This window comes from Streptomyces sp. NPDC052079 (assembly GCF_040680275.1).
GTDB lineage: Bacteria > Actinomycetota > Actinomycetes > Streptomycetales > Streptomycetaceae > Streptomyces.
In genome coordinates this window covers 78,835-99,395 of the sequence record NZ_JBFAWL010000002.1, presented here as the reverse complement: position 1 = coordinate 99,395, position 20,561 = coordinate 78,835, and the positions used below count along the sequence as shown (strand labels likewise).

Annotated in this window: 15 protein-coding genes, 1 tRNA gene and 1 pseudogene; 11 read left to right on the top strand and 6 right to left on the bottom strand. The window is 72.2% G+C overall.

All coding sequences use genetic code 11. The features are described 5' to 3' along the window. The first annotated feature begins 55 nt into the window (after nucleotides 1-55). The 4 genes from tmk to AB0L56_RS04865 all read left to right on the top strand — a co-directional run bounded on the left by tmk (nucleotide 56) and on the right by AB0L56_RS04865 (nucleotide 6,568). Nucleotides 56-3,349 carry a dTMP kinase gene (gene tmk / locus AB0L56_RS04880; RefSeq protein ID WP_361035463.1) on the top strand — a complete coding sequence of 1,098 codons (3,294 nt, stop codon included), beginning with the start codon at nucleotides 56-58 and terminating at the stop codon, nucleotides 3,347-3,349. Nucleotides 3,350-3,470: 121 nt separating this feature from the next. After that, complete coding sequence (locus AB0L56_RS04875; RefSeq protein ID WP_361035466.1) at nucleotides 3,471-4,676, top strand: DNA polymerase III subunit delta'; 1,206 nt, start codon at nucleotides 3,471-3,473, stop codon at nucleotides 4,674-4,676. Between the two features lie 107 nt (nucleotides 4,677-4,783). Further along, complete coding sequence (locus AB0L56_RS04870) at nucleotides 4,784-6,373, top strand: alpha/beta hydrolase (RefSeq protein WP_365419033.1); 1,590 nt, start codon at nucleotides 4,784-4,786, stop codon at nucleotides 6,371-6,373. Between the two features lie 118 nt (nucleotides 6,374-6,491). Beyond that, nucleotides 6,492-6,568, top strand: a tRNA-Thr gene (locus tag AB0L56_RS04865). Between the two features lie 306 nt (nucleotides 6,569-6,874). Here the strand turns inward: AB0L56_RS04865 and AB0L56_RS04860 are convergent. After that, on the bottom strand, nucleotides 6,875-7,267 hold the full coding sequence (locus AB0L56_RS04860) for a PIN domain-containing protein (protein ID WP_365419030.1): 393 nt from the start codon (nucleotides 7,265-7,267) through the stop codon (nucleotides 6,875-6,877). Then, nucleotides 7,264-7,542 (bottom strand): hypothetical protein, encoded by a 279-nt coding sequence (locus AB0L56_RS04855; RefSeq protein WP_361035475.1) that lies wholly within the window; start codon nucleotides 7,540-7,542, stop codon nucleotides 7,264-7,266. Before AB0L56_RS04855 ends, AB0L56_RS04860 begins: the two co-directional genes overlap by 4 nt. 377 nt (nucleotides 7,543-7,919) lie before the next feature. On the opposite strand from AB0L56_RS04855, the gene AB0L56_RS04850 reads away from it, so the two are divergent. Further along, nucleotides 7,920-8,816 (top strand): glycosyltransferase, encoded by an 897-nt coding sequence (locus AB0L56_RS04850; protein ID WP_365419026.1) that lies wholly within the window; start codon nucleotides 7,920-7,922, stop codon nucleotides 8,814-8,816. A gap of 252 nt (nucleotides 8,817-9,068) precedes the next feature. Continuing rightward, nucleotides 9,069-11,165 (top strand): annotated as a pseudogene (locus AB0L56_RS04845) (BTAD domain-containing putative transcriptional regulator); the annotation flags it as partial. Between the two features lie 126 nt (nucleotides 11,166-11,291). Here AB0L56_RS04845 and AB0L56_RS04840 read toward each other — a convergent pair. Next, nucleotides 11,292-12,983 (bottom strand): bifunctional 3'-5' exonuclease/DNA polymerase, encoded by a 1,692-nt coding sequence (locus AB0L56_RS04840; protein WP_365419024.1) that lies wholly within the window; start codon nucleotides 12,981-12,983, stop codon nucleotides 11,292-11,294. Between the two features lie 97 nt (nucleotides 12,984-13,080). Next, nucleotides 13,081-13,830, bottom strand: coding sequence for a Clp protease N-terminal domain-containing protein (locus tag AB0L56_RS04835; RefSeq protein ID WP_365419021.1), 750 nt, complete (start codon nucleotides 13,828-13,830; stop codon nucleotides 13,081-13,083). A gap of 87 nt (nucleotides 13,831-13,917) precedes the next feature. On the opposite strand from AB0L56_RS04835, the gene AB0L56_RS04830 reads away from it, so the two are divergent. Continuing rightward, a complete protein-coding gene (locus AB0L56_RS04830; RefSeq protein ID WP_365419019.1) occupies nucleotides 13,918-15,051 on the top strand; it encodes a DUF2786 domain-containing protein in 1,134 nt (377 codons plus the stop codon). A gap of 54 nt (nucleotides 15,052-15,105) precedes the next feature. Here the strand turns inward: AB0L56_RS04830 and AB0L56_RS04825 are convergent, their stop codons facing one another. Beyond that, nucleotides 15,106-15,651, bottom strand: coding sequence for a hypothetical protein (locus AB0L56_RS04825; RefSeq protein ID WP_365419016.1), 546 nt, complete (start codon nucleotides 15,649-15,651; stop codon nucleotides 15,106-15,108). A gap of 407 nt (nucleotides 15,652-16,058) precedes the next feature. Here AB0L56_RS04825 and AB0L56_RS04820 point away from each other — a divergent pair, with 407 nt between their 5' ends. Then, nucleotides 16,059-16,343 (top strand): DUF397 domain-containing protein, encoded by a 285-nt coding sequence (locus AB0L56_RS04820; RefSeq protein ID WP_361035490.1) that lies wholly within the window; start codon nucleotides 16,059-16,061, stop codon nucleotides 16,341-16,343. 169 nt (nucleotides 16,344-16,512) lie between these two features. Here AB0L56_RS04820 and AB0L56_RS04815 read toward each other — a convergent pair whose 3' ends face one another. Then, nucleotides 16,513-17,016, bottom strand: coding sequence for an ATP-binding protein (locus AB0L56_RS04815; RefSeq protein ID WP_365419014.1), 504 nt, complete (start codon nucleotides 17,014-17,016; stop codon nucleotides 16,513-16,515). Nucleotides 17,017-17,403: 387 nt separating this feature from the next. Between AB0L56_RS04815 and AB0L56_RS04810 the strand changes: the two genes are divergently transcribed. From AB0L56_RS04810 to AB0L56_RS04800, 3 genes are all read left to right on the top strand, one after another. Continuing rightward, entirely contained in the window at nucleotides 17,404-18,228 is an 825-nt protein-coding gene (locus AB0L56_RS04810) for a helix-turn-helix transcriptional regulator (RefSeq protein ID WP_361035626.1), read from the top strand. 100 nt (nucleotides 18,229-18,328) lie between these two features. After that, on the top strand, nucleotides 18,329-19,789 hold the full coding sequence (locus tag AB0L56_RS04805; protein WP_365419011.1) for an aldehyde dehydrogenase family protein: 1,461 nt from the start codon (nucleotides 18,329-18,331) through the stop codon (nucleotides 19,787-19,789). 64 nt (nucleotides 19,790-19,853) lie between these two features. Then, complete coding sequence (locus AB0L56_RS04800; RefSeq protein WP_361035499.1) at nucleotides 19,854-20,501, top strand: PadR family transcriptional regulator; 648 nt, start codon at nucleotides 19,854-19,856, stop codon at nucleotides 20,499-20,501. Nucleotides 20,502-20,561: the final 60 nt, after the last annotated feature.

Genomic DNA, 20,561 nt, shown 5'->3' with positions numbered 1-20,561 from the left:
GTGCATGTCAGGCGCGTCGCGCCGGGTTGTCGGCGCGGGCCGATAGGCTGAACGCATGACGCGAGCCGAGCAGCCAACGGCCCCTCAACCGGCCCCCGACGACACCCTTGTCGCGGACTCCCGCGAGCGTGCCGTCCGCGCCCTGCTGCGCCGGCCGCAGCTGAAACGGCTGTGGAGCGCGCAGCTCGTGGGCGGGGTCGGCGATGTCCTCGCCCTCTTGGTGCTGATCCTCCTCGCCCTTCAGGCGGCGGTCGCCGAAGGGGCGTTCGGCGGGGGGTACCGGGGCGCGGCGTTCGCAGTGGCGACCGTTTTCGGGGTGCGCATCCTGGCGACGCTGCTGTTCGGCGCCGTACTCCTCGGACCGCTCACCTCGCTGACCTCGCAGGATGGGCCGCTGGACCGCCGCTGGACCATGGTCGGCGCCGACGGGCTGCGCGCCGCGCTGCTCATCGTGGCGCCCCTGTGGATCGACTGGACGCCCGAGAACGCGCTGGCCGTCCTCCTCGTCACCGCCTTCGTGGCCGGTGTCGCCGAGCGGTTCTGGACGGTGTGCCGGGAGAGCGCCGCGCCCGCGCTGCTGCCCGCCCCACCGCCCGAGGGCGCGACCGTGCGGCCGCTGCCCGACCACATGGACGCGCTGCGCCGCCTGTCGCTGCGCACGAGCTTCGTGGCGATACCGCTCGCGGCCGTCACGCTCGTCGTCGCGGCCCTGCTCAACAACGTGCTCGGCACCGGCATCGCATGGTTCGGCCAGCACCAGGCCGCACTGGCCTCCTATGTGGCGGCCGGACTCTTCGCCGCGTCCCTGTCCGTCGTCACCTTCCTGGAACTGCCCGACACCCGCACCCCCCGCCCGCGCTCGCCGCTGGAAGGCCTGCGCCGCCCCAGGAGCGCCGCCGGTCCCGACAAGGGCCGCACGGGGGCGCTGCCGCTGCTGGTGCTGGCCTCCGCGTCCGTCGCCGCCGCCGTGTCGGCCGCCGTCGCCGTGTCGGTGCTGCACGCCAGGGACCTGGGCGGCGGCCCCGTGCTCTACGGCCTGATGGTGGGCGCGCTGACCGGCGGCGTCGTCATCGGCATCCGTACGGCGCCCGCCCTGCTCCCGGCCCTGTCGCGGCGCCGGCTGCTCGCGCTCTCCCTCGCCTTCACCGGTGTCGCGCTGCTGGCCGCCGGGCTCGTGCCGGACGTCACCAGCGTGCTGCTGATCATGGCGCTGGCCGGCATCGGCGCGGGCATGGCCGCCAACACCGGCCACACCCTGCTCGACCAGGAGACCGAGGACCAGCGCCGGGTCAGGACGACCGAGCATCTGCACGCGGTCGTACGCGTCCTGGTGGCGCTCGGCGCGGTCGTCGCCCCGCTGGTCGCCGCGGTCATCGGCCCCCATCGGCTGGAGAACGGCCGGTTCGTCTTCGCGCACGGCGGTGCGGCATTCACGCTGATGCTGGTCGGCGCGCTGCTGCTGCCGGTGGCCGCGCTGGTGCTGGCCAAGGTGGACGACCGCTCCGGGGTGCCGCTGCGGCAGGATCTGCGCGACGCCCTGCTCGGCGGTGACGACCCCGCCCAGGCGCCCGCCGGCGCCGGCTTCTTCATCGCCCTGGAGGGCGGCGACGGCTCCGGCAAGTCCACCCAGGCCGAGGCCCTCGCCGAGTGGATCCGGGCCAAGGGCCACGAGGTCGTCCTCACCCGCGAGCCCGGCGCGACCCCCGTCGGCAAGCGGCTGCGGTCAATCCTGCTGGACGTCTCCAGCGCCGGTCTCTCGCACCGCGCGGAGGCCCTGCTGTACGCGGCGGACCGCGCGGAGCACGTCGACACCGTCGTACGGCCCGCCCTGGAGCGCGGCGCGGTCGTCATCACCGACCGGTACATCGACTCCTCCGTCGCCTACCAGGGCGCGGGGCGCGACCTGTCCCCGACCGAGATCGCCCGCATCAACCGCTGGGCGACCAACGGGCTCGTCCCGAACCTGACGGTGCTGCTGGATGTCGCCCCGGAGACCGCGCGGGAACGCTTCACGGAAGCGCCGGACCGGCTGGAGTCGGAGCCGGCCGAGTTCCACGCGCGCGTGCGGGCCGGTTTCCTCACCCTGGCCGCCGCCGACCCCGGCCGCTACCTGGTGGTCGACGCCGGTCAGGAGCCGGAGTCGGTCACCACGGTGATCCGGCACCGGCTCGACCAGGTGATGCCGCTGTCCGAGGCCGAGATCGAGGCCCGCGAGGAAGCACGCCGCAAGGCCGAGGAGGAGGCCCGCCGCAAGGCGGAGGAGGAGGCGGCCCGCAAGGCCGAGGAGGAGCGTCTGGAGCGCGAGCGCCAGGAGCAGTTGGCGCGGCTGCGCGCCGAGGAGGAGGAGCGTAAGCAGCGCGAGCTGGAGGAGGCGCAGCGGCGCGAGGCCGAGCGGCAGGCGGAGGAGGCCCGGCAGCGCGCCGAGGAAGCGCGCCGACGTGCCGAGGAGGAGCGTCAGCGCCTGCTCGCCGAGGAGAAGGCGCGGGCCGAGGAGGAGGCCCGCCGCAAGGCCGAGGAGGAGCGCCGCCGCAAGCAGGCCGAGGAGGAGGAGCGGCTGCGCGCCGAGGCTGAGGCCCTGCGCCTGGAGAAGCAGCGCAAGGCCGAGGAGGCGCTGCAGCGCGCGGAGGAGGCCCGGCGGAGGGCCGAACAGGCGGCGGCCGCGGCCGAGGCGGGACCGCCGAAGCCGACGCGCGGCCCCGACGCCGCACGGCCGTCCGGGCCTGGAACCTCCGGCTCTGGGACCTCCGGCCCTGGAACCTCCGGGCCGGGAGCCGATGACGCGGTGACCGTGCCGACGCCGGTGGTGACGCCGACGAACGCGTCGGGCGGACCCGTGGACGAGACGGCCGTGCTGCCGCGGGTTCCGGACGAGGACGGCGGACAGCGGTCCGGACGGTCCGGTGCGGGGGTGTCCGACGCCGAGGTGACGACCGAGATGCCCCAGCCACAGGTTCCGCCGGGTGCCGCGGATGAGACGGCGGTGCTGCCGCCCGTTCCGCCGGGTGCGGCGGACGAGACCGCGGTGTTGCCGCCCGTGCGCGGTGACGAGCAGGGGTCCGCGGACCGGGTTCCGCCCGGCTACTTCCGGGACGAGCACCCGGCGGACCGACCCGGTGCTCCCGGCGGATCCGATGCCTCCGACGGCCGCGACGACCGCACGCGCGAACTGCCGCAGGTCGGATCCGAGCCGGCGCCGCGCCGGCGCCGGAAGCGTTCCGACTGGGCCGAGGAGACCCCCCTGGACGACCTGCCGACGCTGGCCGACGAACTGCTGGGCCCGCACGACGAGGAGCACGGCGACGACGACGACGGCGGCAGCCGCGGCGGCGGCCGGGGCCGCAGGCGCTAGGTGTTGTGATCACGAACGTTGTTGACGCCTGTCGGTGCTTGTCGGTGCTTGTCAGTGCCCACCCGCACAATGGATCCCGTACGGCAGACATGACGGACGCGACGGAAGGGAGGGCCGGCCCATGACCGTATGGGACGACCTCGTCGGGCAGGAACGGGTGAGCGGCCAGCTCGCCGCCGCCGTCCGGGACGCCGACGCGCTCGTCACCGCCGCGGCGGCCGACGCGCCCCCGCCCGAGGCGTCGAAGATGACGCACGCCTGGCTGTTCACCGGCCCGCCCGGCGCGGGACGCAACCAGGCGGCGCGCGCCTTCGCCGCCGCCCTCCAGTGCGTCAGCCCCGACCGCGCGCTCGGCGGAGCCCCCGGCTGCGGCTTCTGCGACGGCTGCCACACCGCACTGGTCGGCACGCACGCCGACGTCAGCTCGATCGCCGCTGTGGGCTCCCAGATCCTCGTGGACCACATGCGCGACACCGTCCGCAAGTCGTTCACCGCCCCGGCGAACGGCCGCTGGCAGGTGATCCTCGTCGAGGACGCCGAGCGGCTGAACGAGAGGTCCGCCAACGCCGTCCTCAAGGCCGTCGAGGAGCCCGCCCCCCGCACCGTCTGGCTGCTGTGCGCGCCCTCCATCGAGGACGTCCTGCCGACGATCCGCTCCCGCTGCCGCCACCTCAACCTGAGCACGCCCTCGGTGGCCGCCGTCGCCGACATGCTCGTACGGCGTGAGGGCATCGAGCCCGATGTCGCCGCCGCCGTCGCCCGCGCCACCCAGGGCCACGTCGACCGGGCCCGCCGCCTCGCCACCGACCCCGCGGCTCGCGCCCGCCGGGCCGCGGTGCTGAAACTGCCCCTGCGGGTCGAGGACATCGGCGGCGCGCTCAAGGCCGCCCAGGAACTCGTCGACGCCGCCGCCGAGGATGCCAAGCAGCTCGCCGAGGAGACGGACGGCAAGGAGACCGAGGAGCTGAAGGCGGCGCTCGGCGCGGCCCAGGGCGGACGCCTGCCGCGCGGCACGGCGGGCGTGGTCAAGGACCTCGAGGACATGCAGAAGCGCCGCAGAACCCGCACCCAGCGCGACAGCCTCGACGTCGCGCTGACGGACCTGACCAGCTTCTACCGCGACGTCCTCGCCCTCCAGCTCGGCTCGCGCATCGCCATCGCCAACACGGACGCCCAGGACGCGCTGGAGCGCCTGGCCCGCGGCAGCACCCCGGAGTCCACGCTCCGCCGCATCGAGGCGATCGCGGCCTGCGGCGAGGCCCTGGACCGCAATGTCGCCCCGTTGCTCGCGGTGGAGGCGATGACGATGGCGCTCAGATCGGGCTGACCCACACCCGGCGCCCCAGCCGCTGCGGCTGCTTGACGCCGTAACCCGTACGAGGCACGGTGTGCGCGCAGAGCTTCCATTCCATTGCGTACAGTTACGATCGCTGTATGCACTCAAGGCGCACCCCTCGTGGGACCCGTACCGGAGCCACCCTGCTCGCCGCCGTCGCGCTGCTCGCCGCCGGCTGCTCCTCAGGGAGCTCGGCGAGTACGGCGAGCTCGGCGGAGGAGGAGGCGGCAGCAGCGGCCCTCGCCCCCCTGCCCCGCTCCACACCCGCCGCGCTCACGCGGTACTACGAGCAGAAGCCGGCCTGGCGCGACTGCGGCGCCCCCGGCTTCCAGTGCGCCACGCTGAACGCCCCGCTCGACTACGCCGAACCGGCCGCCGGTGACGTCCGTCTCGCCGTCGCCCGCAAGAAGGCCACGGGCCCGGGCAAGCGTCTGGGCTCGCTCCTGGTCAACCCCGGCGGACCGGGCGGCTCGGCGGTCGGCTACCTCCAGGGGTACGCCGGAATCGGCTACCCGGCCGCCGTGCGCGCCCGTTACGACATGATCGCCGTCGACCCGCGCGGCGTCGCCCGCAGCGAACCCGTCGAGTGCCTGGACGGGCCCGAGATGGACGCGTACACGACGACGGACGTCACGCCGGACGACGCGAAGGAAAGCGAAGCGCTGGTCGCGGCGTACAAGAAGTTCGCCGAGGGCTGCGGGGCGGACGCGCCGAAGCTGCTGCGCCACGTGTCGACTGTCGAGGCGGCCCGGGACATGGACATCGTGCGGGCGGCGCTGGGCGACAAAAAGCTCCACTACGTGGGCGCCTCGTACGGCACCTTCCTGGGGGCGACCTACGCCGGACTGTTCCCGAAGCGCGTGGGCCGTCTCGTCCTGGACGGCGCGATGGACCCCTCGCTGCCCGCGCGGCGGCTCAACCTCGAACAGACGGAGGGCTTCGGCACGGCGTTCACCGCCTTCGCGAAGGACTGCGTCCGGCAGAGCGACTGCCCCCTCGGCGACGCGGGCACGACTCCCGGGCAGGCAGGCAGGAACCTCAAGGCGTTCTTCGACGACCTCGACGCCCGCCCCCTCCCCACCGGCGACGCCGACGGCCGCCGGCTCACCGAGTCGCTCGCCACGATGGGGGTGATCGCCGCCATGTACGACGAGGCCGCCTGGCAGCAGCTGCGCGAGTCCCTGACGGCGGCCATGCGGGAGAACGACGGCGCCGGACTCCTCTTCCTTTCCGACAGTTACTTCGAGCGGAACGCCGAGGGCGAGTACGCCAACCTGATGTTCGCCAACGCGGCGGTGAACTGCCTGGACCTCCCGCCCGCCTTCGCGTCCCCGGACCAGGTACGAACGGCCCTCCCCGACTTCCAGAAGGCCTCCCCGGTCTTCGGCGAGGGCCTCGCATGGGCCTCCCTGATCTGCGCGTACTGGCCGGTGGCGGCCACGGGCGAGGCCCGGCGCATCGAGGCGAAGGGCGCGGCCCCGATCGTCGTCGTCGGCACCACGCGGGACCCGGCGACTCCGTACCGCTGGGCCGAGGGCCTGGCCGGCCAGCTCTCCTCGGCCCGCCTCCTCACCTACGACGGCGACGGCCACACCGCCTACGGCCGGGGCAGCGCCTGCATCGACTCCGCGATCAACACCTACCTGCTCGCCGACACCCCGCCGAAGCACGGAAAGCGCTGCTCATAGCGGTGCCACCGGCCCCGGAGACAGCCCCCGCCGCCCGCCCCCGGGGCCGGTACGAAGCACCCTCGGAAACTGTGTAGACTTACCGACGTCGCTGATCGCACCATGGTGCACACAGCACGCCGCCTTAGCTCAGATGGCCAGAGCAACGCACTCGTAATGCGTAGGTCTCGGGTTCGAATCCCGAAGGCGGCTCCACTGAGGAGACCAGGTCAGATGCCTTCTGACCTGGTCTTTTCTGTTGAGCTCCTGACGGTTTGCCAGATTGCGGGTTGTCGAGGTAGGGGAGCGCAACCAGGGTGCTTCACTCGGCCGGTGCCGTCGGCGCCTACCCGGACACGTCGTGACCCTCTGCCTCGCGGTCTGGTCTGTCGAGCACTGCGTTTGTCCGGTTTCGCGGTGGCTCGCAGTGCCCGTTCATCTCGCCTACGAGCCGCTGTGCGATCCGAGGGCCTTCTGCAACACGTTTAACGCAGGTGCTTCAGGCATGAGGTTCGGTGCGATTCAAACTTTGACCGCGCGGACGCCGTGCCCGCACAGCATGTGGAGGTCTTCGGGGTCCGAGGTCAACACGGTAACCGGGGCGGGTGAAGCGAGTGCGGTGGCGGCGACGATCGCGTCGAGTGCGTATTTGTGGCCGTGGATTCCGGCTGCGGCGAGCAGTTTGCTGGCGTGGCGGGCGATGGCTTCGGTGGGCGGGACGATGTTGACGCGGGAGGCGGCGTAGTCGAAGCGGGCCTGGTTCGTCTTCGGGTCGCGGGCTTCGACGAGGGTGACCGAACTGGTGACGACGCGGATGTCCTCGGCTTCGGCCGCGGCCAGCCATTCGGTGAGTTCGGGTGTGCGGCGTACGAGTTTGGACAGGCCCTCGCAGTCGAGGACGAGGGTGCCGCTCACGCGGTGTCCGCCGAGCCGGCTGCGTCATCGCGCAGGATGGCCCGCTTGGCCTCGACCGCGGCCTGGTCGACGGCTCCGTGTTCGGCTTCGGCGTCCTCGATGAGTTCGCGGAGCCGGTCGCGCTCCAACTGTCGCTGGATGAGTGCTTCGACGTAGGCGGACATACCCCGCCGACCGGCACGCGCCTTGAGGGCCGCGATGGTGCCCTCGTGGAGGGAGACGGAGACCGGGCGGATGGGGCCTTCACCGGGAGCGGGATCAAGGGTCGTGGCCATGGAAGCCATTTTAACAAAAGGTTTGTTATTGCGGGGTGACCCTGCGACGGTCAGGTTGGCCGGACAGGTGGTGGATCGACTCGCGGGGTACAGCTCCTCTGTGATCACCAAGCGTGACGATGTGAGGCCTGCTGGGCAATGCCACCGAGCTTGTAGGCCGGTTCATAGCCCTACCGAAGGGCTCCATCGCTGGCCTGGGAGTTCGTTGTCGGCGCCGCCCGGTGCGACCGGTGAACCGGTATTGTCCGGCAGCGGGTGGGCGGGTGCGGCGCGGGCCGGCGTGCCGAGTGCCCTACCGTCGTGCGTACTTAAGGCGTCCTTACCGTGAACGGCTAGCATCGCGCGTCACAGAGGGCCGGTCGAGTTGGGGTGAGGGCATGGAGACGACGCCGAGGATCGCCGTCGCCGTGGTGACCATGGGGAACCGGCCGGCCGAGGTGGACGCGCTGCTGGAGTCCGTGGCCAAGCAGGACGTGCCGCCCGCGCGGATCGTCGTCGTGGGCAACGGCTGTCCGCTGCCCGAGTTCGCCCGCCGGCTGTCCCTGCCCGGTGAGGTCACCACCGTCGAACTGGAGGAGAACCTCGGCTGCCCCGGCGGGCGGAACGTGGGCATCCAGCGGTTGCGGGAGTTCGGGGATGTGGACGTCGTCGTCGAGCTGGACGACGACGGTCTGCTCGTCGACGCCGATGTGCTGCGCCGCGTGCAGGAGTTGTACGCCGCGGACGAGCGGCTCGGGGTTGTCGGGTTCCGGATCGCCGACGAGCTGGGGGAGACCCAGCAGCGGCACGTGCCCCGGCTCGGGAACGCGGACCCGATGAAGGGCGGCTACGTCACCGGCTTTCTCGGGGGCGGGCACGCGCTGCGGATGGAGATGCTCGACGAGATCGGCGACTGGCCGGGGGAGTTCTTCTTCGCACACGAGGAGACCGATCTCGCCTGGCGCGCCATCGACGCCGGATGGCGGATCCTCTACGCGCCCGAACTGCTGCTCCAGCACCCGAAGACCTCGCCCGCCCGGCACGCCATCTACTTCCGGGTGAACGCCCGGAACCGGGTCTGGCTGGCCCGGCGGCGGCTGCCGCTGCCGCTTGTGCCCGTGCATCTCGGCGTGTGGATGCTGCTCACCGTGGCGCGGAACCGTTCCGCGCGCGGGCTGCGTGCCTGGTTCGGCGGGTTCGTGGAGGGGTGGCGGGAGCCGGCCGGGGAGCGGCGGGCCATGCGCTGGCGGACGGTGGCGCGGCTCACCCGGCTCGGACGGCCACCGGTCATCTGACCTGCCGGGGTGGAGACAGGCCGAGGGCCCGGTCGTTCACCTTGTCGACCGGGAACCCTCGTACCCGGACCGGGCCGCGACGGCGACACTCCCCCGAGCTGCGCGTTCTACGCGCGCACCCCCGGGCCGGGTCCGATGTAGTGATCACATCAGAACTTGCCAACGGATCGCTAACATGTGGCCAATGGTCGTAGTCCCCAGTCACCCGGAAGGCAGTGGTGCGGCGTGACACGAGGCGGGCTGCGGTTCGGACTGCTGGGGGAGCCGGTTCTGTACGAGGGCGGGGACGGACGTGAGCTCCCCGGCGGCGTCCGGGAGATCCGAAGCCCCAAACTCCGCCTCCTGCTGGCCGTGTTGCTGCTCGACGCCGGGCGCGTCGTCTCCCTCGAGGTGCTGAAGGAGGCGATGTGGGGCGCGTCGCCACCCGTCTCTGCGCAGCCCTCCCTGCACAATCACGTGGCCCGGCTACGGCGGTTGCTCGACGATCCCGCGCGGCTGGTCACCGTGCCCACGGGGTACGTGCTGCGGGTCGGCGACGGCGAGTTGGACGTGCAGCTCTTCGACGCTCACACCACCGCGGCGGGCGCCGCGCACACCGCGCGGGACTGGGAGCGGGTGCAGCGCGAGTGCACGTCCGCGCTCGCGCTGTGGCGGGGCACCCCGCTGGGCGCGCTGGCTCCGGAGGCCGGCGGATACGCCCTGGTGCGGCGGCTGTCCGAGGCGCGGCTGCTGCTCCTGGAGTGGCGGTACGACGCCGAACTCGCCCTCGGCGGCGGGCGCCTGGCCGATCTCGTTCCCGAGCTGGCGGCGCTGGCCGCCGAGCATCCGATGCGGGAGGCGTACCACCGTCAGCTGATGCTCGCCCTGCACCGCACCGGCCGCCAGGCGGAGGCGCTGGTGGTCCACCGCGATCTGCGGGCCCGGCTGGCGGACGAGCTCGGCATCGAACCGGGGCCGGGGGTCCGCGAAGCCCATGTGGAGGTGCTGCGGGGCAGGAGGGGCGGCGATCGGGGGCATGAAGGCGGCGATCCGGGACACGGCCACGATCAGGGGGAGGGCCAGGACCGGGGCGACGGCAACGGCACCACCCCGCCGCGCCCCGCCCAGCTCCCCCCGCCCCCCGTCCACTTCACCGGCCGCGAGGTCGCCCGGGACCGGCTGATCCGTGCGCTCACCCGCCCGCAGCGGAGCGACGTGCCCGCCGTGACCCTCATCGGGGGGACCGCCGGGGTCGGCAAGAGCGCGCTCGCGCTCCAGGTCGCCCATGCACTGAAGGAACGTTTCAGCGATGGTCAGCTCTACGTCAACCTGCATGGCGCGACCCCGGGGATGACGCCCCTCACCCCCGCCCAGGCCCTTACCGCGCTCCTCCGCAACCTCGGAACCGATCCCTGCGCCATCCCCGAACACCCGGATGCGGCCGCCGCACTGCTGCGTTCCCTGCTCGCGCCCACCCGCACCCTCCTGGTGCTGGACGGCGCCGCCAACGCCGCGCAGGTACGGCCGCTGCTGCCGGCGGGCGCCGGCTGCGCCGTGATTGTCACCAGCCGCTCGCCGCTGACCGCACTCGACGGCGCCGCCCGCGTCCTCCTCGCCCCGTTGTCCGACGAGGACAGTGCTGCCCTGCTGCGGGCGGTCTCCGGCCGGGAAGGGCTCGACGCCGGTCATCCGCTGGTCGCGCTCACCGGCCGGCTTCCGCTGGCCCTGCGGGTCGTCGCGGCCCGGCTCGCCGCGCGCCGGGCCCTCACTCCGGAGGCGCTCGCCAGGGAGCTCTCCGCCGGCGACAGCCGGCTGCCCCACCTGGAGTACGACGACCTGAGCGTCCGCCGTTCGCTGGCCGTCGCGCACGACGCGCTCAGGGGCTCCGAGCGGGAGGCCGACCGCGACGCCGCCCGCGCCCTGTGCTGCTTCGGAGTGCTCGACCTGCCCGGCTACTCCGCGCCCCTGATCGCCCGGCTCACCGGCACCGACGAGCGCCGGGCCGGGGCCGCGCTGGACCGGCTGGTCGATGTGGCCCTCATGGAGGAGACGGCGTACGGCCGCTATGTCCCCTACGACCTGGTCCGCGACTTCGCCCGTGAACGCGCCGCTGCCGACACGGCCGCCGTTTCCCGCGAGGACGCCGCCGACACCGCCCTGCGCTGGTACGCCGCCGTCGCCGAACGCGCCCTCGCCGCGATCGTCGAACCCGGCCTGGATCTGGATGACCGGCGTCGTCCAACACTGTCCCAGCCGCCCGGGCACACGGCCCACCTCGACACCGTGCCCCCGTTCGCCGACGCCGCGGCAGCCTTTGCTTGGGGCGACCGGGAGCTGGAGAACATCGTGACCCTGGTCGAGCGGAACGCCGGTTGCACCACCGACGCGGGTGGGGCTCCGGACGGCCATGACGTCGACGCGCTGGACAGGACGGACGAGCAGGCGGTGGTGGCGGAACTGCGGGAGCTGCTGGCCGGGTCCCGGGCGGCGGGCTGATCATTTGGCGTCGGCATAGCACTCCACCACCGCCGTCGTGAACGGGAACCGCACCGGTGTCTCCCCGAACGTCAGCCGGCCGGCCAGGCCGGCGGCCTGCCGTATCGCCTCCGCCACCGTCGCCGCCTCCTCCTCGGGGCAGTGCACGATCACCTCGTCGTGCTGGAAGAAGACCAGTTCGGCCGCCATGCCGGCGAGGGTCTGCCGCAGCGCGGCGAGCAGCAGCAGGGCCCAGTCGGCGGCGCTGCCCTGAACCACGAAGTTGCGGGCGAAGCGGCCACGGGCGCGGGCGTTGGTCGAGGCGTAGCCCGGGACCCACTGGCGGGCGTCGGCGGCCTGGTCCTCCTCCGCGAGCGGGATGCCCGCCTCCTCCGCCGCGTCGTCCGTCGCACGGGCCGCCGGTGGGCAGGTGCGGCCCAGCCAGGTCCGTACGAGCCGGCCCTCCTCGCCGGCGCGGGCGGCCTCGTCGACGTAGGCCACCGCTTGGGGGAAGCGGCGTCTGAGCGCGGCGAGGTTCTTCAGGCCGTCGCCGGAGGTCTGGCCGTAGACCGCGCCGAGAACGGCGAGTTTGGCCTGTGCGCGGTCGCCGGAGAAGGCACGGTCGGACACCGACTGGTACAGGTCGGTCTCGCGCCCGGCCACCTCCATCAGCCCGGGGTCGCGGGAGATGGCCGCCAGCACCCGCGGCTCCATCTGGTCGGCGTCGGCGACCACGAGCCGCCAGCCCGGGTCGGCGACGGCGGCTCGGCGGATCACCTTGGGGATCTGCAGGGCGCCCCCGCCGTTGGTCACCCAGCGGCCGGTCACCGTCCCGCCCGCGAGGAACTCCGGCCGGAAACGGCCGTCGCGCACCCAGTCCTGCAGCCAGGACCAGCCGTGCGCGACCCAGATCCGGTACAGCTTCTTGTACTCGATCAGCGGTTTGACGGCCGGGTGGTCAACGGACTCGAGCTCCCAGCGGCGGGTCGAGGACACCTTGATGCCGGCCTGCGCGAAAGCCTTGACCACATCGGCCGGCAGATCAGGCCGGACCCGGCGGCCGAAGGCGGCGGACACCTCGTCGGCGAGCGCGGCGAGCCGGCGGGGTTCGCCACCGCCCGCGTACCGCTCGCCGAGCAGGTCGTGCAGCACCGCGCGGTGCACGTCCGCCCGCCAGGGCAGCCCCGCGCGGTTCATCTCGGCGGCCACCAGCATCCCCGCCGACTCGGCCGCGGTCAGCAGCCGCATCCGGTCCGGGTGCGCGGTGGCGTCCGTCCGCCGCTGCTGCTCGGCGTAGACGGCAAGGAGGTCGGTCAGTGGCAGGGACGTGCCCCGGGGTTCGAAGAGCGGTGACTGGGCGCCCGGTTCGGCCTGGCGCTGCGGCGGATCGGGCGGTACGGGGCCGCCGCGCAGCCGGGCGAGTGCGGCCGCGGCCGAACGGGGTTCCCCGTACCGCCCCTCATGACCGAGGAGGAGGGTCTCGGCGGCCTCGATGTCGTATCCCCGCTCCACTCGCACCCCCGTGGCGAGCAGGCGCGGGTAGACCTCGGCGGTGGACCGCCACACCCACCGCGTGACTCCGGGACGGCTCCGCACGGCCTCGGCGAGGTCCGCCTCCCGCCGCACCGGGCCGACGGGCAGCCCGTCCGGACCGAGGGGGGCCACGTCAACGCCGCCTTCCTCGGCCGGAGTGAGTGCCCACCGGTCGGTCATGCTGCGAGTGTGGCAGGAGGGTCTGACAATCGGCCCTGGCCAGGGGTTTCACCGTTTCGCGCGGGCGCGGAATCACCGGTTCAGGGGTCCGGCCGGATCACCCCTCCTGCGCCGGCTCGTCCTCCGTGCGCGTCTCGACGTACTGGGCCAGCATCTCGGCGATGTGGCGCTCGGTGGCCGCCTTGTCGATGCCGAGGCCGCTGAGCAGGCCCTCGCCGTTCTCGTGCTCGAGGAGCGCCAGCAGGACGTGCTCGGTGCCGATGTAGTTGTGGCCGAGGCGGAGGGCCTCGCGGAAGGTCAGCTCCAGGACCTTCTTGGCCGCCGGGCCGAACGGCACCAGCTCGGGCGCGTCCTCGGCGGCCGGCGGGAGCGCCGCGCGGGCGGCCTCGCGGACCGCGTCCACGGTGACGCCCTGCTCGGTGACCGCCTTGACCGCCAGGCCCTGCGGCTCGGCCAGCAGGCCGAGGACCAGGTGCGCGGGGAGGCCCTCGGTGTTGCGCGCGGCCCGGGCCTCGTTGTGTGCGGTCATGACCGTGTTGCGGGCGCGGGGCGTGTAGCGGTTGAAGCCCTGGCTCGGGTCGAGGTCGTTGCCCCCCTGGGGGACGAAGCGCTTCTGGGCGGCCTGACGGGTGACGCCCATGCTCTTGCCGATGTCCGTCCAGGAGGCGCCCGAGCGCCGGGCCTGGTCGACGAAGTGGCCGATCAGGTGGTCGGCCACGTCACCGAGGTGCTCGCCCGCGAGCACCGCGTCCTGGAGCTGTTCGAGGGGCTCCTCATGGACCTTCTTGATGGCCGCGATGAGGTCGTCGAGACGGACGGATGACTTGATGGCGGGGTTCGTCGTCATGTGTCAACCGTAAGTTGACAGTTGGGGGGCGTCAACCCGAAGTTGACACTTAGGGGTGACATCGCCGAGTCATGGCACGATCGGCCTGTGAGTACGTCCAGCACCGCCGACCGTGCCTTCCGGTCCGCCCTCTACGACACCGGCGACACCGCCCTCGACACCGGAGCCTCCCTGCTCGCCGCCGATCCGGCGGCCGACGGGGAACTGTCCCGGCGGGGCGAGGAGCTCGTGGCGACCGCCTGGCGGCGCGGCTGGCAGCCCGCCGACGTCGTACGGATCGTCCGGCGCGAACTGGACGACGTCCATGTGCGCCTGGTCGTGGCGCTGATCCGCGCGCAGGCACCGTGCGACGAGCAGCCCCGGAGCCCGCGCTGGAAGGCCCAGCTGGCCCGGATCGACGCACGCGCGGCGGAGGACCCCGCCCCCGCCCCGCGCGGCGACCGCTTCTCGTATGCCACGGCCGTACTGGAGCTGTACCGCCTGCTGCTGCGCCTTCCCGTCCTGGAACCCCTCGACGCGACGGCGGCCCCGGACCCGTCGGACCGGCGGCCGGAGTCCCGCGTGTCCGGCCGCATCCGCGCGCTGCTGGCCAAGGCCGAGGCGACCGGGTTCCCGCAGGAGGCGGAGGCGCTCAGCGCCAAGGCGCAGGAGCTGATGGCGCGGCACAGCGTCGACGAGGCGCTGCTCGCCGCGCGGGCACCCTCGGCCGAGACGCCGAGCGCCTGCCGGATCGGGGTGGAACCGCCCTACGAGCAGGCCAAGGCGGTGCTGCTGGACGCGGTCGCCCGTGCCAACCACTGCCGGGCCGTGTGGAACGAGCCCCTCGGCTTCTCCACCGTCGTCGGCTTCGCCTCCGACCTGGAGGCGGTCGAACTCCTCTACAGCTCACTGCTGGTGCAGGCCACCACCGCGATGACCAAGGCGGAGGCCGCACAGCGCGCGGGCGGACGGAAGCGGACCAAGACGTTCCGGCAGTCCTTCCTCGCGGCCTACGCCCACCGCGTGGGGACGCGGCTCGCGGCCGCCGCCGAGACCCCGGTGAGCGACGATCTGCTCCCGGTACTCGCCTCCCGCGCGGTGGCGGTCACCGACCGGACCGACCGTCTGTTCCCGGAGACAACCACCACGCGGCTGCGCGGGGTGAGCGACGAGGCGGGATGGGAGGAGGGCGCCCGCGCGGCGGACGACGCCCAGGTCAGCTCGCGCCCGCCCCTTGCCTGACGACCGGACGACCGGACGACCTGACGAGGAGCCGTACCGCCGGAGGGGCGATGCTCAGGAGCCCAGCCCGGCCGTCGGGAACCCGGTCGGGAGCTTGCCGCCCTCCGCCTTCGTGTAGGTCTCGGTGCCCAGGGCGCCCTCCCAGGTGACCTTCAGGGTGGTGCCGTCGACGGACTCGACCGTGCCCTTCGCCCGCTCCTCGGTCCCGTCGTCGCACTTCAGGCTGATCGACCGGCTCCCGGCGTCCTCCTTCGTGCTGCCGCTGCACACGGGACCGCCCGTGGCGAAGAGGCCCGCGTTCTCGCCGGTGATCACCAGGGCCACGGCCTTGCCCCCGGCCGTGGTGAGCCAGCTGCCCTCCAGCTTGCCCGCCGGGGCCCCGCTCGCCCCGGAACCTCCCGTGCCGCCACCGGAGTCCCCGGTCGCCGTGGCGGACGGGGTGGGGCTCGCCGAGTCGTCCGAACCGCCGGACCCGTCCCCGCTGCACGCCGTCAAGGCGAGCGCGCCGGCCAGTCCCACGGCCGCGGCGGCCACCCGCGCGCGCCGGGAGCGTGCCCTCCGCGCCCCGCGCGGTGCCCGCGCGGTAGGCGGGTACGTCACCGAGCCGATCACATCTACCGAGCTCACCAAAGCGTCCGAATCCGAAGTCACTGCAAGCCCCCTGCCTGTTGCCGGCCCCACCGGCCGGACGACCGCCGTCAGCTAACAGGAACCGCACGCCACCCGGCCAGACCTCCGTGACATACCTCGCACGCTCGGCGACCCGCTTCACCGGAACGGCACAGGATGGAACACAAACGCCCCCGCATGCGTCTACAAGGCAGCGGGGCTTCGGTAAAGCGTCCGTCAAAGCGGGCACAGCACGACCGTCGACGCTGTAATCGCAGGAACACCCCGCGTGCACGTGCATCTGTCCATGCATCTGCACGTGAACGAAGCTATGATCCCGGTCAGTTGACCACTGCATCAATGGCCACACCAGCCAGTGCACCAGCGGGGAGCGACCTGTGGACCACGACGTGTACGACGGTGACGTGTACGACGGTGCCGACGCGCCCGGCGTGTACAACGGCATGGCGGCCACCGGGCTGAACGGCGTGGCCTGGCAGAAGAGCCGGCACAGCAACTCGCAGGGGTCCTGCGTGGAGTTCGCCCGGCTGCCCGGGGGTGAGGTGGCCGTGCGCAACTCCCGCTTCCCCGACGGCCCGGCGCTCGTCTACACCCGCGCGGAGATCGAGGCCATGCTGCTGGGCGTGAAGGACGGCGAGTTCGACCACCTGGTCCGGGGCTGAGGACCCGGCGGGGCCCCAAGGCCCGGAGGTGCGCACCGTTGCAGGAGACACTCCGGGCCGAAGGAGGTGCTCAAGGTGCTCAGGGTCGGCAGGAGGTCCTCAGGGTCCCGAAGGCTCCAGGTGGCGACGACGCGCGTAGACACCCGACACGCCAAAGGGCCCAGGTGCGTCATACGCCGCCGGTCCCCGGCCGCCTCTCGGCAGCCCGCGGAAGCCGGAACAGCGCCCACACCACCTTGCCGCTGAGCGCGCCCGCCAGCGGGTGCCAGCCCCAGCTGTCGCTGAAGGAGTCGACGAGGAACAGCCCCCGGCCGGACTCGGCGGAGAAGTCGTCGGAGTCGCGGGCGACGGGTCCCTCGTCGCTGGGGTCGCGCACCGCGCACACCAGCCGCTCGCTCCAGCGCAGCAGATGCAGCCGTACCGGCGGGTCCTGCGGTCCCGGTCTCGGCGCGCCGCCCGGCACGGCATGGCGCAGGGCGTTGGTGACCAGCTCGGACACCACCAGGCACACATCGTCGAAACGGTCGCCGACATCCCACTGGTCGAGTGTTTTGCGGGTGAACTGCCGTGCGTCGCGGACCGCTTCGTAGCGGGCGGGGAGGGCGCAGCAGGCGGCGTCGGAGGCGGCCGCGAGGTTCAGCGGCGGAAGGCCCTGCCGTAACGGCTCGAGCATGGTCGATCCATTCGTCCCCATGCGAGGCACTCCCGGGAATTCGCGGTCGTAGCGAGCGGCGGTGGTGCGGGGACCATGGTTTCGGATGCGAACAGCAGATGCAAGGGCAGATGCACGTGCAGCTGACCGACTTCGCCCTTCCTGTGCTGGTTTGTTGGCCAATTTTTCCGTCATCTTCACGTCCCTGACCGGCTGCTCCCTTGCCTCCTTGTTGCTCCATCCCTGCCCGTTCCGTGCCGCTTCCTGAGCGGACTGAGCGGCTCGATTCCGTTTCCGTAACCGGACGTGTACTGCTCGAAGTGTTTTAGTGGCAGACTGCGGGCCCTGAAGACGTTGGGGAGGCTGGCGAACGTGAGCGCGGGAGAGCCGGGATCGGTGGTGCGGCGCATGCTGCTCGGATCACAACTCAGGCGACTGCGTGAGGCGCGGGGGATCACGCGCGAGGCGGCGGGCTACTCGATCCGCGCCTCCGAATCGAAGATCAGCCGGATGGAGTTGGGCCGGGTGAGCTTCAAGACCAGGGATGTAGAGGACCTGTTGACCCTCTACGGCATCACGGACGAGCAGGAGCGCACCTCGCTGGTCTCCCTGGCCAAGGAAGCCAATGTCGCCGGGTGGTGGCACAGTTATTCGGACATTCTGCCCAGCTGGTTCCCCACCTATGTGGGGCTGGAGGGCGCGGCCTCGCTGCTGCGCGCCTACGAGGTGCAGTTCGTGCACGGCCTGCTGCAGACCGAGGAGTACGCCCGCGCGGTGGTGCGGCGCGGCATGAAGAGCGCCAGTGACGCCGATGTCGAGCGGCGGGTGGCGCTGCGCCTGGAGCGCCAGAAGTACCTGGTCTCCGAGAACGCCCCCGAGTTCCACGTCATCCTCGACGAGGCCGCCCTGCGCCGGCCCTACGGCGACCGCGCGGTGATGCGCGGGCAGCTCCAACACCTCATCGACGTCTCCGAGCGGCCCAACGTCCGGCTGCAGGTCATGCCGTTCAGCCTCGGCGGCCACTCCGGCGAGTCCGGCTCGTTCACCATCCTGAGTTTCCCCGAGTCCGACCTGTCGGACGTCGTGTACATGGAGCAGCTCACCAGCGCGCTGTATCTCGACAAGGCCGAGGACGTGGCTCAGTACGAAAAGGCGCTCAAGGAGCTCCAGCACGACAGCCCGGGCCCGTCGGAGAGCCGGGACCTGCTGCGCGGACTGCTGCAACTGTCCTGAGATCGCCTTCAACCGGGTTGAAACATAAGTACGATGACGTTCGATCAGACCGCGCAGCTGATCAGTGCTCTGCTGATGCAGCAAGGGATCGAGGGATCACATGTCGCCGTACTTCACCGACCTGGCTCAGCAGTACATCGACGGTGAGTGGCGCCCGGGAACAGGCTCCTGGGACATCATCGACTTCAACCCGTACGACGACGAGAAACTCGCGTCGATCACCATAGCGACGGTCGACGAGGTCGATCAGGCGTACCGGGCGGCCGCCCGCGCGCAGAAGGAGTGGGCGGCGACCAATCCGTACGCACGCCGCGCGGTGTTCGAGAAGGCGCTCCGGCTGGTCGAGGAGCGCGAGGAGGAGATTGCCGAGGCGATCGTCGCCGAGCTCGGCGGTACGCGTTTGAAAGCGGCCTTCGAGCTGCACCTCGCCAAGGAGTTCCTCCGCCAGGCGGTCCACCTGGCGCTGCGTCCCGAAGGCCGGATCATCCCGTCGCCGGTGGACGGCAAGGAGAACCGCGTCTACCGCGTGCCGGTCGGCGTGGTCGGTGTGATCAGCCCCTTCAACTTCCCGTTCCTGCTGTCGCTGAAGTCGGTCGCCCCCGCGCTCGCGCTCGGCAACGGCGTGGTGCTCAAGCCGCACCAGAACACGCCGGTCGTCGGCGGCTCCCTGATCGCGAAGATCTTCGAGGACGCCGGTCTGCCCGGCGGTCTGCTGAACGTGCTCATCACCGACATCGCGGAGATCGGCGACGCCTTCCTGGAGCACCCGATACCGAAGGTCATCTCCTTCACCGGCTCGGACCAGGTCGGCCGTCACGTGGCGACCGTCTGCGCCTCCCACTTCAAGCGCTCGGTGCTGGAACTCGGTGGCAACAGCGCCCTGGTGGTCCTGGACGACGCCGACGTCGACTACGCCGTGGACGCGGCCGTGTTCAGCCGGTACGTCCACCAGGGGCAGGTCTGCATGGCCGCCAACCGCGTCCTGGTGGACCGCGCGGTGGCCGACGAGTTCACCGAGAAGTTCGTCGCCAAGGTCAGGTCCCTCAAGGCGGGCGACCCGCGCGACCCGGAGACCGTCATCGGCCCGGTGATCAACTCCCGGCAGGCGGACGCCCTGTCCGGTGTCGTCGAGCAGGCGCTTGCCGAGGGCGCCACCGCCCTGGTGCGCGGGGACCGCACCGACAACCTGGTCCAGCCGTCCGTCCTGACCGGCCTGTCCGCGGACTCGGCCCTGCTCCGGCAGGAGGTCTTCGGGCCCGTCGTCTTCCTCGTCCCGTTCGACGGCGAGGAGGAGGCCGTACGCGTCGTCAACGACACCCCGTACGGGCTGAGCGGCGCCGTGCACACACGTGATATCGAGCGCGGCGTGAACTTCGCCAAGCGGATCGACACCGGCATGTTCCACGTGAACGACGGCACCGTGCACGACGAGCCGATCGTCCCGTTCGGCGGTGAGAAGCACTCGGGCATCGGCCGGCTCAACGGCGACACCATGCTGGACGCCTTCACCACGACGAAGTGGATCTCCGTCCAGCACGGCCGCAGCGGCTTCCCGTTCTGAGCGGCCTGCGCCGGAGGACGGGGCAGCTCCTGGGCGTGACCCCGCGCGGCCTACCCTGGACCGCATGTCAGTGATCCGTCTCCTGGTGCTCGGCGCGGTGCGCCAGCACGGGCGGGCCCATGGCTACCAGGTGCGCAACGACCTGGAGTACTGGGGCGCGCACGAGTGGTCCAACGCCAAGCCCGGCTCGATCTACCACGCGCTGAAGCAGATGGCCAAGCAGGGACTGCTGCACGCGCACGAGGTCGCCCCGTCCACGGCCGGCGGCCCTCCGCGCACGGAGTACGAGGTCACGGAGCAGGGCACCGAGGAGTACTTCCGGCTGCTGCGGGAGGCGCTGACCTCCTACGACCAGAAGCCGGACGTGCTCTCGGCCGCGCTCGGCTTCATGGTCGACCTCGAGCGTGCCGAGGCCCTCGCCCTCCTGGAGCAGCGGATGCGCTCCATCGAGACGTGGCGCAAGGCCGTCACCGAGTACTACACGCCCGAGGACGGGCCCGGTCAGCTGGGGCACATCGGCGAGATCATGGACTTCTGGGTCCACTCGGCGGACACCGGGGCCGAGTGGACCCGCGGTCTCATCGAGCGGATCCGGGGCGGCGCGTACACGTTCGCCGGGGAGGGCGAACCGTTCGTCGGCGTTCTGGCCGACGGCGAGGAGAACCCGTTCGCGACCGAGGACCGGGAACCGCATCCCGGGGACACCCGGTAATCAAGTTTGACCAGAGCAGGAAGCGGGAATTAACCTGAACGCAGGTAGTCAAATTTGACT

Coding starts and splice junctions, on each gene's coding strand:
- tmk (WP_361035463.1), top strand. CDS start 56: ATGACGCGAGCCGAGCAGCCAACGGCCCCTCAACCGGCCCCCGACGAC.
- AB0L56_RS04875 (WP_361035466.1), top strand. CDS start 3,471: ATGACCGTATGGGACGACCTCGTCGGGCAGGAACGGGTGAGCGGCCAG.
- AB0L56_RS04870 (WP_365419033.1), top strand. CDS start 4,784: ATGCACTCAAGGCGCACCCCTCGTGGGACCCGTACCGGAGCCACCCTG.
- AB0L56_RS04855 (WP_361035475.1), bottom strand. CDS start 7,542: ATGGCCACGACCCTTGATCCCGCTCCCGGTGAAGGCCCCATCCGCCCG.
- AB0L56_RS04850 (WP_365419026.1), top strand. CDS start 7,920: ATGGAGACGACGCCGAGGATCGCCGTCGCCGTGGTGACCATGGGGAAC.
- AB0L56_RS04840 (WP_365419024.1), bottom strand. CDS start 12,983: ATGACCGACCGGTGGGCACTCACTCCGGCCGAGGAAGGCGGCGTTGAC.
- AB0L56_RS04835 (WP_365419021.1), bottom strand. CDS start 13,830: ATGACGACGAACCCCGCCATCAAGTCATCCGTCCGTCTCGACGACCTC.
- AB0L56_RS04815 (WP_365419014.1), bottom strand. CDS start 17,016: ATGCTCGAGCCGTTACGGCAGGGCCTTCCGCCGCTGAACCTCGCGGCC.
- AB0L56_RS04810 (WP_361035626.1), top strand. CDS start 17,404: ATGCTGCTCGGATCACAACTCAGGCGACTGCGTGAGGCGCGGGGGATC.
- AB0L56_RS04805 (WP_365419011.1), top strand. CDS start 18,329: ATGTCGCCGTACTTCACCGACCTGGCTCAGCAGTACATCGACGGTGAG.
- AB0L56_RS04800 (WP_361035499.1), top strand. CDS start 19,854: ATGTCAGTGATCCGTCTCCTGGTGCTCGGCGCGGTGCGCCAGCACGGG.